The following is a 13,536-nucleotide window of genomic DNA, read 5'->3' on the forward strand; positions in this document are numbered from 1 at the left end:
TGCACGCAAGCGGTTGAACCGCCGTATACCGAACGGTACGTACGGTGGTGTGAGAGGTCGGCTACTCAACTAATGGGTAGCCTCCTACTCGATTCATGTTCAACTCTATTTACTTATCGTTAGAAGAGGAGTCCGAGCTAAATCGTTCAGAGATGCTCTTCTTGATCTTGCGCCGCCGCAACCAGCGTTTAAGCACACCTTCCTCTTTGCGTTCCTGCAATGTTTCCTTCATGCCCTGAATCATAAACTCGGATCGGCGCCTGTCGTCACGGCTAATTCTACGCAATTCTTTAATAAATTTGTCATCCATCATATTATGCCTCGCTCATTCAGTGTATTATCGCCATTATACCGAACATACGTTCCTTTATCAAGTTTTTCCATATAAATAATCCATATGACCCTTTTAGTGAAAAGAAGCACAGGGTTTTATTTTCAATTATGAGAAAATAGGATTGGAATTAAATAAAAGAGGGGAGCACTTCATGATGACAACACATCGTTCGGAAAAATCATACGTGCTTGCAGTAATGCATGGCTTGCTGGGGATTGGAGCTGTCGCTGGCGGACTAATGCTGGTGATTTATCCATCCGGAAAATGGTTGAATATGCCTGATTCTCTACTGAAGAATGCACCCTTTACTGATTTTTTGATTCCGGGAATGATACTGCTGCTGCTTCTTGGTGTGCTCCCTATTTATATTTGTATCTCTCTCTTGTACAGGTGCAAGTGGGTGCTAGGTGAGAAGTTGAACCTTTATCCCGAACGCTACTGGGCCTGGAGTTTTTCCTTGTATACAGGGCATGTTTTGCTTATCTGGATCGTTTTGCAGATGTTCTGGATTCAGAATGTTTCGCTCATTCATTTGTTCTATTTTGCCTGGGGGCTCGGTATCCAAACGGTAACTTTGCTGCCGGACATCCAACGGAGATATACCATACGGTGACGGTTCAAGACACTTTCTCAGAATAGTTGGCGCTTTTTCTATATTGACAAGGATATATGATGTCTGCATACTTACGATATAATCTTTATAAAGTATATTTATTAATGTCACTAAAGTACTGCATCAAGAAAGGAGAAATCCTGTTGGCAACCTGGTTTTTATTGATCATCTATTTGGCGTTTATCAGTCTGGGTCTCCTGGACTTTTGCATGAAACGCCCTCCCGCTTCGGTAAAGGAAATGCAGCAAGACTCATGGGGTATCAAATGGCTGTTGCCTATACAGGAACTACACTTCTTCCGCCGCTTTTTGGATTGCTCGCATCGAAAACAGGCATGTCATCTTTTCCCGGCGTAGTGCTATTGCTGCTGATACTTATGCTGATCTGTGCAGAAATGGTCAATCGTCCACTAATGAAACCACATAAATGAAGGAGGTGTGAGGCATGGCATACGTCATTATGGCTCTGATCATCTGGGCAGGTGTTTATGTACATATGACTTTGTGCAAGCAACCAATGGATGTTCAACCTGTCAAATCTATAGACGATCTGTTTGAATGAACATCATGCGTTGAAGCAATGTATTATGTTATGATTGAAGCACGATAACATGAATACGATTGCTTTGGTTATTGAACCGGGGTAGAAACGAGAGGCTTATGAAAAAAGCGAACGCTACAATGATGAAACACATTAACATGAATATTGTGCGTGAAGTCATGCAGCAGATTGAAACGGCAACGAAACCGCAGCTTGCTTCCCTAACGAATCTTAGCGTAGTGACCATTAATGCGCTCATTCAGGAGCTGTGTGAGGACGGTGAGCTGCTTCAGGATAAAATCGTTCCATCGAATGGAGGACGCCCTGCCCAGGCTTATCGATATAATTATAACTATAGGCTTGCTTTGGTTCTGTCCTTGAAAGAGATGAAAGGTCAGGAGCTGATCACGGCAGTAGTGATCAATCTGGAGAATGAAGTTCTGTTAAAAGAAGAGAGCCTTCTGAGCGTTTTAAATAAACAGCATGTGCTCGAGTTGATCGAGCGTTGTATTGCGGCGTATCCTTCCATTCATATGATCGGAATAGGTATCCCCGGACAGGTTGTGGATGGAGACATTATCGTAAGCAGCCATGACGAACTTATCCACTCTCATTTGATTCAGGAGATCGAAAGCAAGTCTGGATTGCAAGTTATTGTGGAGAATGATGTGAATTCAGCGATTAGCGGATATTGTAGCTTACATGAGGATACGAAGGAGAAGAGTGTGGCAGGCATTTATTTTCCCAATCGTTATCCGCCCGGGATGGGCATGATGCTGAACGGACACATTATACGTGGTAAAAACGGGATGTTTGGCGAGATCAAGTATCTCCCTGGTTCTCCTGATTGGAAAGGGGATATAAGTAACTCGGATTTCATAGAACAGGTATGCCGGATTTTGCATACAGTCAATGCCGTTGCTGCGCCGCACGAGATTGTGATTTATCAAGAGAGGGTGCACAGGGAAGAACTGCATTCGGCATGGGAACAATATGTGCAGGAACAGTCTATGCCCGCTCTGCCTGAGATCGTACATCAGAACTCATTTCAGCAAGATTTTGATGCAGGGTTAAGAGACATGGTTCTTGAAGCATTGAAGGTTTCCATATTATCCGAAGTTAAATAATCCGCAGAACAGGTTCTGTGGATTTTTACTTTTGAAGGGAGCAGAAGATCTGATCGAAACTTTGTATTGACATGAAACCAGTTACACGAAGTACGATCATGTGGAGGAGAGGATGGATTGCAGACACTTCATAAACAATATTAATAAAGATTATTTAATAAGTTTGATGCAGCATAGTGATCCATCGTCCTTTAATTTCCCTAAATAAATTCCTAATGGAGGCACTCAGCATGATTAAACTTGTTGTAACCGATCTGGATGGAACGTTTCTGAACAGTCAAGGCTCATTTGACATGCAATTGTTTAAAGAAGTTCATGAAGTGATGAAACATAAAGGTGTTACTTTTGTAGCGTGTACCGGAAAGCAGTGCGAACGTGTGGAGAAATTATTCGGTGAACATGGCAAAGGTGTTTGGATTCTTGGGGACAGTGCAGCCAGAATCAAGAAGGACGGGCAGGTAGTTCGAGAGTTTAGTATGGAGCGCACATTGGCATTGCAGGCCATCGAGGAGATTCAGTTGTTTGATCCTCAGATGACGATCATCGTATGTGCAAGTGATGCAGCTTATGTGCATACTTCCATTTCGGATGAGATGTATGACGTTGTGAAAAGCTCGTATGAGCAGGTTATCAAAACGGACTCTTTTGCAGGCATTAGCACTTCCTTTATAAAAATTACGGTATTCGATCCACACGGACGCTGTACAGCACTGCGAAAACATGTAGAACAGACCATGGAAGGGCAAATCTATATTGTTGATTCTGAACACCGATGGCTGGATATAACGGCGCTGCATACGCATAAAGGTGAAACGGTCAAAACATTGCAGAAGATGCTGGGAGTAACTTTCGACGAGACGATGTCTTTTGGTGATGGAGAAAATGATGTTGAGCTGATGGGGATTGCCAGATACAGCTTTGCAATGAGCAATGCCTGTGAGAATACGAAACGCGCAGCTCAGTTTATAACCAAATCCAATGACGAAAACGGTGTGCTGGTCACGATCCAGGCCATGATGGATTTACAGGAAGTGTATAGATGAGGGGGAGTCGCGATGCGTGAAGAAGAAAGAATCCTGAGAGGTATGCTGTTTAATCCGGGTGATCCGGAACTGAAGGAAATCAAGAGGAAAGCTCATCATCTCAGTCAGCGTTATAGCCAATCCTTTGAAGAACAGACGGAGGAAAGAGGGCAAATATTACAACAGTTACTGGGTGAGCTGGGGGAAGGCGGATTTATGCAGGGTCCCATTTTCTTTCACTATGGTGTGCATACCCGGATCGGCCACCACTTTTTTGCGAATTATAACCTGACCATACAGGATGATGCACAAGTGACGATTGGTGACTATACCAGCTTTGGCCCGAATGTCACCATCGTAACTCCCGTGCATCCCTTGATTGCAAGTGAACGGAGACAGATGGTGAATCAGCATGGTGAATTGAAGGCACTTTGTTATGCCAAACCCGTTACGATTGGCAATGATGTATGGCTATCTGCCAATGTTACAGTGTGCGGTGGGGTTACAATCGGGGACGGATGTGTCATTGGAGCAGGAAGTGTCGTTACACGTGATATCCCTCCGAACACACTCGCAGCCGGCGTGCCATGTAGAGTGATCCGCAGCATTACAGAGGCGGATAGCATGAGGCACTATCCAGACATTTTGGCAGATTGCCAAGTGCCAGAATGAAATAACGGGAAAAAGGCTGTCACCGATGGATCTGCATGATCCTGGTGACAGCCTTTTCGTTCAGAAGTTTATTTTGACGCGTGATAGTTGCTCAGAAATTCCTTCACTTTGGCTGGATCAGCCTTGAGTTCATTGCCTGTTTGCACAAGCGGGCTTACGGTAGAGTATGCTTTGATTTTGTTGTTTTTGTAAAATTGCAGAATCTCATCCTGATTAATGGAATACAGCACTGCTTTTCTCAGATCACTGCTCTTGGCCACTTCACGATTGGCTGTGTTGAACAGCAGATACGATACGGCATTGCTTGGAATGCTTTGCAGCTGCAATTTGCTGTCATTCTGGATAATGTCATATTTCGTCTCAGGCACCCCGTAATACAGGTGGATTTCACTGCTGCGAAGTGCAGAGAGGGCACTGTCGGCATCCGCGATGAAACGCACGTTTACCTGATCAATCTTCGGCGCGAAGTCAGAACCTTTGCGGTATCCCGGATTTTTCAGGAAGACACCCTCGTAGTCATTTTTATAAGAAAGAATGTAAGGGCCACTGGTATACAGCGTGTTGTTATAGCTTGCACCCTCGGTTACGGTGTTTTGATCCCCATAAGGGATATCCTTGTTCACATCGAAGGATGCGACATCATACGTATTGATGCTTTCCACTTGTTTCTTGGATACGATACCCGCCGATTGGTGTGCCAGATAATTCAGCACTTGCGGGAACGGTTCAGTGGTGGTTACCTTAACGACCTGGTATTTGCCTGCACCGTTATCAGCCTGATTTTTATCGCTCACAAGCTCTTTGATATCACTGTCCAGTCCTTGATTCAGCGCCTCAAGCACGGTTCCGCTGCCCCCGGATTGTTTCACGGCCTCCAGTGAGCTCAAGTCTGTGACCAGTTCCGCCTGCTTGATATGCTCATGCAGACTGTATGTGCGGTGGTCCGGCACCGAATCTTTATTTTTGGCACGGTCGAGGGAGAAGATGACGTCATCTGCACCTACACGCTCACCCGTATCAACAGCCTTTTTGTTCTCGATCTTGGCAAAATTGATGTCGTCACGAAGCACAAAATAATACTCCGAATTGCCATCTGCAATCGTAAAGTTACGGGATAGTGAACCATCCGCTGTCAGCTGGTCGTCATCCGTCAGGTTGACGAGACGTACATACATGTTCGTATTAATCTGGTTGATTGAACCGTCGTTTCCTTTGATCGGGTCAAGGGAAGTCAGCACCGACATAGCTTGTGTCAAAATCAACGGATCTTTACTGTTTTTGGAACTGTCCTTGAACTCAATCGGCTCCCACGCCAGCGCACGGGATTTGGACAGGCGAACGGTATCGACATTCAGAATGTCCTTGTTTACAGCCTGGCTTTTCAGAGAGATATAGAGTGGAGCGATATACGCCTGGTCTGTAACCAGACGGTCCTCCAGCTGTTTGTACGTTGCTTTGTATTCGTCTGGTGTCTGTGTTGCGGCCTGATCAATCAGCTTGTCAATCTCTTGGTCCGCAAGGATGCTGTAATCTCCACCTGTTTTGAAAAGAGAGCGAACCGCATAATCCGGGTTGCCCGTTACCGTTGTCCAGCTGGACACGGCGATATCATAATTCCCTGCGTCCTGCTGGGATTTAAAGCTGCCGTAATCCGGCTGCAGATTCAGCTTTACATTGAAGCCGTTTTTGGTCAGCTGATCGCGGATAATGTTGACATCATTCTCGGATGAGCTCATAGCGAGCAGCTCAATATCGACTGCTTTGGTTGACGTTTCCGAAGTGTCGGAAGGTTTGTTCTCTTCCTGGGATTCGGTCTTTGTTTTCACATTGCAGCCAGAGATCACAAGCACGAGAATGAGCAGCAAGGCGACAAGTGTACGTTTTTTCATGATAATCCCCTCCAATATGTTAATAGATGTGATGTATGATTTTTTTTTGAACTATTTCATTTACACAAAAAACGGAGAGGACAGAAAAAACCTGGAAAAGCGGAGCGGTCGCCTTTATCACCGGATTTTCCCCTTTAGAAAGGGGAATCAAAAAAATCTGGGGATAACAGCGATTGGAAGGTTATTCTGTCATCGGAGTGTCCCGTGTAAATTACTTTTTTAGTTCAACTGAATAAATCCATCTGTCACGCCTTCTCCAGCTTGGGATCAAGTGCATCCCGCAATCCGTCACCGAGAAAGTTAAACGAAAGCACAAGCAGAATGATCGCCAGTCCGGGGTAGATCGCCAGATACGAATGAGTCTCCAGATAGGTGCTGCCCAGCTTCAGAATGTTGCCCCATTCCGGAATGTGCGGCTCTACACCAAGTCCAAGGTAACTCAAGCTGCTGGTTGCAATGACGGCCCCGCCGATCGTGAGTGTGGATTTGATAATCATCGGTGCGAGTGCATTGGGAATGATGTGTTTGAAAATAATCGTACGATTGTTGTACCCAAGCGCACGCGCCGCCTCAACAAACTCAAACGTGGATACATAAAGCACGCTGGCCCGCATCGTTCTTGCATACGTCGGGATGGAGCCCAGACTCAGCGCTATAATCAGATTCACCGTGTTTGCACCGAAAGCGGCAATGATTGCGATGGCGAGCAGAATGCCCGGAATGGCATACAGAATATCCAGCAGGCGCATGATGATATTATCCGTGTGTCTTCCATAGAAACCAGAGAAGGCCCCTAGCGCCCCGCCAATCACGACCGGAATCAGTGTTGACATAAAACCGACAATCAAGGAAATCCGGGCCCCGAAGACGATTCTTGAAAACAAACATCGGCCGAAATCATCCGTTCCCAGAGGATAAGCCAGAGAAGGCGGCTGAAGCAGAGCTCCATAGTTGTTTTCCACAGCCATGCTGTAGTCGAACGTAAAGAAACTGCAGATCGAGATGGAAAACAGGAAGATGATGAAAAAAAGTCCGGACATCGCTGTCATATTTGGAGCAAGCCGCTCCCACAGATCATTCCAGAAATTTGTTCCCTGCTGCCCCTGTCTGCGCAACCAACGAAGGATCGATATGCCAAGCAGCAGAGCGAACAGATTGCCTGTAATCACGCTAATGATCATCACCAAACCTACAACCGTCATCCAGCGAGGGAGAGGTGAGGCCGCATCATAACGGGATATAATCATCAGTACAAGCAGATCAATCACCAGCATACACAGGAGCACCGCCATGGATGGCAGAAAGGTATCGGCAACATAAGGCTTGAACACGTTGAGCGCCGATACACCGATCACAAACAGCTGGGTTAACAGGGTGTATACGGCAAACGTGTATTCAATGCTCGTTCGCTTCCGAATCAAATGCAGGGCCGCGGTGGCGATAAAAATATTGCCTGTAAAAGCAGCCAGCGTTTGCACCCAGGCCAGCCTGCGTGTCAAAGCTGCTATTGCGCCATGATGTATCAGGTTATGTCTGATTCGAATGACGAGCAGACTTTGCATCAACGTGAAGAACAGATATACACCAGCCATCCCTGCTACTAAAGGCTGGATGGCCTGCTCGCTCCAGTCATAACTGTTGATCAGCAGCAGCAGAGTCAGCAGCACCGAAGTAATGCATGCAAAGCTGGCTTGACTGTATTGTTGCGAGGACTTGAGCCTGAAACGTGTTTCCTGTGTGAAGGAGTCTGATTTTGTCATAGTACACCTGCTTTAATATTGTTTCATTTTGGAGCGGACCCTTGGATCAATAAACGCGTAAAACAGGTCAACCACAACGTTCACAATAGAGATCGTGATTGCTGTGTAGATCACTCCGCCCATAATACTCGGAATATCAGGAATGAATTGTTTATCTACAATGTAGCTGCCGAGTCCGCTAATGTTGAATACCTTTTCTGTTACCGCTGCCCCGCCCAGCATAGCTCCGAATTGAAGCCCCACGACCGTAATAATCGGAATCAGTGCGTTGCGTACCGCATGTTTCAGCATGACGTGACGTTCACTTAACCCTTTGGCCCGAGCAGTCATGACATAATCCTCATGAATGACCTCCAGCGTGGAGGAGCGGGTCATTCGGGCCACCGCAGCCGTGAGTCCTGTACCAAGCACGATGACCGGCATAATCATGGACAGCCAGTTCTGCGGATTAAAGGTGGCGGGAAGCCATTGCATTTTAATTGAGAAATTCAGGATAAAAATGAGTCCCTGCCAGAAGTTCGGAATCGACAATCCAATCAGGGCGATGAACATAAACGTGTAGTCAAACCAGGAATTAGGCCTGATCGCCGATATAATTCCGATAGGTAAAGCAATAACCAGTGCCAGCAGCAGCGAGATCACGGCAAGAGTCAGTGTGATGGGAAACTTCCGGGCAATCGTGGCTGTTACATTTTCATTTCCCGCAAAAGATTTGCCGAGATCAAACGTGGCGACACCTTTGATGTTGTTCCACAGCTGTGTCAGATAAGGCTGATCGAGGCCATATACATGATTAAAGGCTGCAATCTGCTCCTGAGTCGCCGTTACGCCAAGAATATTGGCTGCCGGATTAAACGGAGACAGGTACAAAATCGTAAATACAAGTGTGGCTACACCCAGAATGACAAAGATTGTCATGAGCACTCTTTCAAATATGTACTTGAGATACGCATTGCCATACAGAAACAGGATGAGGTACATGAGACAGCCTGGAAGGATAGACAAAGTCAAAAACCAGGGCTTGGCAATCCACTGACCAAATGTATCATGCATTTCCAGGCGGTATCGCCCCTGTTTCTCCAGTTCGCGCGCCGTTCGTTCCTGCAGTTCCTTCTGAAGCGTTTCCTCAAGCCAGCTGTGAAGCTGCTGATTGAACGCTGCCTCACTGACCTCCTGTTTGAAGAACCGATGCTTTCGTCTTAATTGCTCTTCAAGCTCCAACCGCTTGACCTCAAGGGTGGAAGTGCTTCGCAGCTCCTGTTCAATCTGCTGTCTGACAGCGTCCCATTGATCCTGCTTTCGATCAGAGCGCCAGAGCAGATAAATGATCAGATTTATCGGTAACCCCAAAATCAGCAGTACATATCGGTACACGGGATGAAGCAGCATTTTGCCATAAATGAAGCTCAGATGTGCTGCCAAACGTGAGGTGCTTTGGCTTTGTACTCCATCAGTCAAACGATAATACCTCCTTTCACCGAAGGTTAATTGCATTATTCCGATCAATATAGTATATATTAGGTAGGGTATGTTTAAATGTCAAGGTATGGAATTGTATACATATAAACTGGTCGAATGGGCAAGAAAGGAAGGCTGTACACGTGGAGACTTTACTTCGAGTGAATGATTTGTCGGTCTCTTTTTACACAGGAGAGAGTGAATTTCAGGCGGTCAAGCAGGTAAGCTTTGAACTTCGGAAAGGGGAAACGTTAGGCATTGTCGGGGAATCGGGCAGCGGTAAAAGTGTAACCGCACGTTCCATTATGCGACTGCTTGCCTCGCCTCCTTCACAGATGAAATCGGGTGAAATTTGGTTTAAAGGTGTTGATCTTGCCGGGAAATCACAAAAGGAAATGGAACACATTCGCGGCCGCGACATCGGCATGATCTTCCAGGACCCGATGAGCTCGCTTAATCCGACCATCAAGGTGGGTCAACAAATCTCGGAGAGCCTGATCAAACATCAGAAGCTATCCAAAAGGGAAGCCAAAAAACAGGCCATTGCCATGATGGAACGGGTTGGCATCAAACAAAGCGCTATACGCTACAACCAATACCCACATGAATTTTCCGGGGGCATGCGTCAGCGGGTAATGATTGGTATTGCTCTTGCATGTCGCCCTGAATTGCTGATTGCGGATGAACCGACAACGGCTCTGGATGTGACCATTCAGGCACAAATCCTGAATCTGATGAAGGATATGCAGGATCAGCTTGGCACATCCATTATTCTCATTACACATGATCTGGGTGTCGTCGCGGGCATGTGTGACCGTGTTGTCGTGATGAAAGAAGGAGAGATTGTCGAGACGGGAACCACGGAGCAGATATTTGCTAATCCAAAGCATCCGTATACGATCCGTTTGCTGAACGCGCTGCCGCGTCTGGACGAGAAGAAAAAGCCGAAACCGGCTTCTCTGGTTCAACAAGAAGTACATGACGCCCAGCCCTTATTGGAAGTCAAATCCCTTAAACAATATTTCAATCTCGGCAAAGGCAATACATTAAAAGCCGTGAATGATATCAGCTTTCATATCCGTCAAGGGGAGACACTTGGTGTTGTAGGTGAATCAGGCAGTGGGAAATCAACCACGGGGCGAGCGATTTTGCGTTTGCATGAGCCGACAGGAGGAGATGTGCTCTTTAAAGGCATTCCGCTGCAGCGCCTCACACCTGCCGAGATGAAAACGATGCGAAGACACATGCAGATTATTTTCCAGGACCCGTATGCTTCCCTTAATCCTAAAATGAGAATTATGGATATCATCGGCGAAGCCCTGGATATTCATCAGCTTGCGGGCACTGCCCAGCAACGGCAAAAACGGGTGGAGGAGCTGCTGGACATGGTGGGTCTTGATCCATCCCATGCACAGCGGTACCCGCATGAGTTCTCGGGTGGACAGCGCCAGCGAATCGGTATTGCGAGAGCTCTGGCCGTGGAGCCGGAGTTTATTGTCTGCGACGAGCCGTTGTCGGCACTGGATGTCTCCATTCAGGCGCAAATCGTGCAATTACTCGAAGAGCTGCAGCAGCGTCTGGGACTGACATATCTGTTTATCGCACATGATCTGTCGATGGTGAAACATATCAGTGATCGTGTTGCGGTGATGTATAACGGCAAAATTGTAGAGCTGGCCGAGAGTGAAGAGCTGTACACCAATCCGCAGCACCCGTATACCAAAGCGTTGCTGTCAGCTATTCCGGTTCCTGATCCGGCCGTGGAGAAGAATAAACCACGTGTCGCTGCAGGGGAGCAAGACAAGGAAGGTGTGGACACAGGAGACCGATATCATCTGGAGCATTCCCGATGGGTTGAGGTGAAAGAAGGGCATTGGGTAGCCTTGTCAGGTTAAGTGATTGTTATTGTACAAAAAAACAAAGAGCCCCGGCGTGATCGGTTTGCATCATTCGCCGGGGCTCCTTGTTTTTATTTGAATTGAACCGACTTTTTAATGTTGTCGATCTCGGATTTGGTTTGTTCATCCATGTACGTGAAAATAAAGTTAAACGCATATCCCTCAATGATGGTGCTGTAATAATCCTGGGTAATCGTTGTTCCGTCGCCTGCATCCATCGTAATCTGCATCAGATCCATCTCTTTTCCACCAATGGTTTCTTTGGTGAAATCTTTGTATTTATAGGGAAAGCTGTTGTCTTCCATGAACTTTTTGGTGGCTTTCAGATAGTCTTTCCCTGTAAGAATGCCTTGCAGCAAGCTGACTTTCTCGGCAATAGCCATCGCGGAAGGGCCAACCTTGCTGCCATCGAGCGGGTATTGTGATGCCATAAGCAGATTCAGCGTTTTGGCTTGAGATAACTCCATCTGTTTCTTCTTCGTTGCATCGTCACCAGCAATCACTTCGGAAGTAGCGCTGGTCAGTTCATTCATGCCCTCCGCATCCTGGAACTGCCAAGCTTCAGGGAATTTCAATGATACGCCGAAATAATCATTGGTGTAAGAACCTTTCTGAGTTGTACCCAGCTCTACTTTTGACGTATCGTCGGATGCATTGCTCTCTTCGCTGGAAGTGTCAGTACTGTCTGTGCCAGTCTCGCTGGTTTTGTCCGTATCATCGGTTTTGGATGCAGCGTCATCGGTGCCTGCAGTCGTCGATGACGCTGCAGTGGAATTGTTGGATTTTGCATTGTTATCTGCCTTGTCTCCACAAGCAGCGATTATAAGCATTACCATAATGAGCATAGCGAATAAAGATGTTTTTTTCATAATAGACATACAAGCCCTCCTGAAAAGATGTGTGTGATTTTTTCTTTGTTGTGCGCAACAAAAGTGTGGCACATCCGTTCTCTATTTCCACCTATTAGGAAACTATAGGCGTCTCCTATAAATAAGACAATTGTACAGCCATTGAAACAGCTTCAGCGCTGGATTAAGCAGGTTATCCAATCGTTTTAATCACGTTGCCTTCCTGATCCTTAATCTGTGTTGGCACAATTTCGATCTGAAGCTTGTCCAGTGAAGGAAGCTCAAAGGAACTGGCCTGAGGACGAAGCTGACCTGCAAGCTCATCGACGGCCTGCTGATTTACAGTCAGCCTCACTTCTCGTTCGGTTTCAACGACAGATGGCTGGTCCCCGGCTTCAAAGACGATATTGACTTCAGGTCCGATCAGGGACAAAGTCGCTTTTTTGGCGATTCGACTGCGGAGAATGCTGCTCAGAAGTGTGGCCTGCTGGGCGCCCAATACAAGCTTGGCAGGCACATTTTTCTGTAACAGTTTTTTGCGTGCAGGTTCCCAGCTTAGTTGTTGTATGAATAAAAAGGCTGTGCTTGAACCGTCCACCTCAATGCCGCGCTGCGTTGCCTGAATCACGGAAGGAATATCTGCGTAGGAGTTTCTCATCAAATCCGTGACATACTTGGGCATATAGCTCTCACAGGCAGCCAGAAAACCACGGGTATTCCAGCTCTGGATCATCTCCAGTTCCCGACAGGTTATGCCGACCATTTGAATGAATTGCACAGCGCCGTTAGGTGTCATCCGTTCAGGCAAATCCGGGTCTGCTACGAAGGCAAGTGCAGTCAGCAGTGTATCGGAGTTCAGACAGATGGGACCATTAGCATCAAGATAATCACCAGGCTGGAACAGATTTCCGCTGTTAAACACATATCGTCCCATGTTCTGCAGCAGGTTTAGCGCCCATGCCGGGGGCTCCGTTTCATCCTCTGTGCGTGTCAGACGAAACGTCAGCTCGAATCCATATCCACTGCGAGACGTATCCTCAGCTTCTTTGTCATAGAGTTCCGAGAAGCCATACGTAACAAAATGCCAGTGCGGCATCGGTGTATCGACCGCGTAGGCGCTAATGCCATCCAAGGGATCAGGCCCGCCAAGCATATAGGGGATTGCTGTGCCGTAATGTTTAGGCTCTTGTTCTCCATATATTTGCTGCATCGCCTGGTCAATAGCATCCCAGCCGGAGGTATTTTCTTCATGTGACATCATCATTTCATTCCTTCCTGATTGTTCTTTGGCCTGAAGATCATTTAAAATTAAGTGTAACTGTTACAATAATGGCTGCAAGGAGCTTAAGGCTGAATTATATGAGATAGGACCTGA

General features: G+C 46.7%; 11 protein-coding genes and 1 pseudogene. 6 read left to right on the top strand and 6 right to left on the bottom strand.

What is annotated here, in order from left to right; translation table 11 throughout:
- Nucleotides 1-109: 109 nt before the first annotated feature.
- A complete protein-coding gene (locus HNR77_RS06580; RefSeq protein ID WP_184181938.1) occupies nt 110-310 on the bottom strand; it encodes a hypothetical protein in 201 nt (66 codons plus the stop codon).
- A 178-nt stretch (nt 311-488) separates the two neighbouring features.
- Here HNR77_RS06580 and HNR77_RS06585 point away from each other — a divergent pair, with 178 nt between their 5' ends.
- From HNR77_RS06585 to HNR77_RS06605, 5 genes and pseudogenes are all read left to right on the top strand, one after another.
- Nucleotides 489-947: a hypothetical protein gene (locus HNR77_RS06585; protein WP_184181940.1), complete on the top strand. Its 459-nt coding sequence runs from the start codon at nt 489-491 to the stop codon at nt 945-947.
- 196 nt (nt 948-1,143) lie between these two features.
- A pseudogene (locus HNR77_RS06590) lies at nt 1,144-1,377 on the top strand (MFS transporter); the annotation flags it as partial.
- Between the two features lie 253 nt (nt 1,378-1,630).
- Entirely contained in the window at nt 1,631-2,614 is a 984-nt protein-coding gene (locus HNR77_RS06595) for an ROK family protein (protein ID WP_260410365.1), read from the top strand.
- A gap of 230 nt (nt 2,615-2,844) precedes the next feature.
- Nucleotides 2,845-3,657: a Cof-type HAD-IIB family hydrolase gene (locus HNR77_RS06600; protein ID WP_184181944.1), complete on the top strand. Its 813-nt coding sequence runs from the start codon at nt 2,845-2,847 to the stop codon at nt 3,655-3,657.
- Nucleotides 3,658-3,669: 12 nt separating this feature from the next.
- Entirely contained in the window at nt 3,670-4,308 is a 639-nt protein-coding gene (locus HNR77_RS06605; protein ID WP_184181946.1) for a sugar O-acetyltransferase, read from the top strand.
- A 68-nt stretch (nt 4,309-4,376) separates the two neighbouring features.
- Here the strand turns inward: HNR77_RS06605 and HNR77_RS06610 are convergent, their stop codons facing one another.
- The 3 genes from HNR77_RS06610 to HNR77_RS06620 form a co-directional block, all read right to left on the bottom strand.
- Nucleotides 4,377-6,197, bottom strand: coding sequence for an ABC transporter substrate-binding protein (locus HNR77_RS06610; RefSeq protein ID WP_184181948.1), 1,821 nt, complete (start codon nt 6,195-6,197; stop codon nt 4,377-4,379).
- 245 nt (nt 6,198-6,442) lie between these two features.
- On the bottom strand, nt 6,443-7,957 hold the full coding sequence (locus HNR77_RS06615; RefSeq protein WP_184181950.1) for an ABC transporter permease: 1,515 nt from the start codon (nt 7,955-7,957) through the stop codon (nt 6,443-6,445).
- 12 nt (nt 7,958-7,969) lie between these two features.
- The gene (locus HNR77_RS06620) at nt 7,970-9,346 is read right to left on the bottom strand and encodes an ABC transporter permease (RefSeq protein ID WP_260410399.1); all 1,377 of its coding nucleotides are present in this window, start codon (nt 9,344-9,346) and stop codon (nt 7,970-7,972) included.
- Nucleotides 9,347-9,519: 173 nt separating this feature from the next.
- On the opposite strand from HNR77_RS06620, the gene HNR77_RS30610 reads away from it, so the two are divergent.
- Nucleotides 9,520-11,310: an ABC transporter ATP-binding protein gene (locus HNR77_RS30610; protein ID WP_184182384.1), complete on the top strand. Its 1,791-nt coding sequence runs from the start codon at nt 9,520-9,522 to the stop codon at nt 11,308-11,310.
- Nucleotides 11,311-11,384: 74 nt separating this feature from the next.
- On the opposite strand, the gene HNR77_RS06630 is transcribed toward HNR77_RS30610, so the two are convergent.
- Both HNR77_RS06630 and HNR77_RS06635 read right to left on the bottom strand, forming a co-directional pair.
- Nucleotides 11,385-12,191: a hypothetical protein gene (locus HNR77_RS06630; RefSeq protein WP_184181952.1), complete on the bottom strand. Its 807-nt coding sequence runs from the start codon at nt 12,189-12,191 to the stop codon at nt 11,385-11,387.
- 163 nt (nt 12,192-12,354) lie between these two features.
- Nucleotides 12,355-13,419 (bottom strand): suppressor of fused domain protein, encoded by a 1,065-nt coding sequence (locus HNR77_RS06635; protein WP_184182386.1) that lies wholly within the window; start codon nt 13,417-13,419, stop codon nt 12,355-12,357.
- Between the last annotated feature and the right edge of the window lie 117 nt (nt 13,420-13,536).

It is taken from the genome of Paenibacillus sp. JGP012, from assembly GCF_014203995.1.
GTDB lineage: Bacteria > Bacillota > Bacilli > Paenibacillales > Paenibacillaceae > Paenibacillus > Paenibacillus silvae.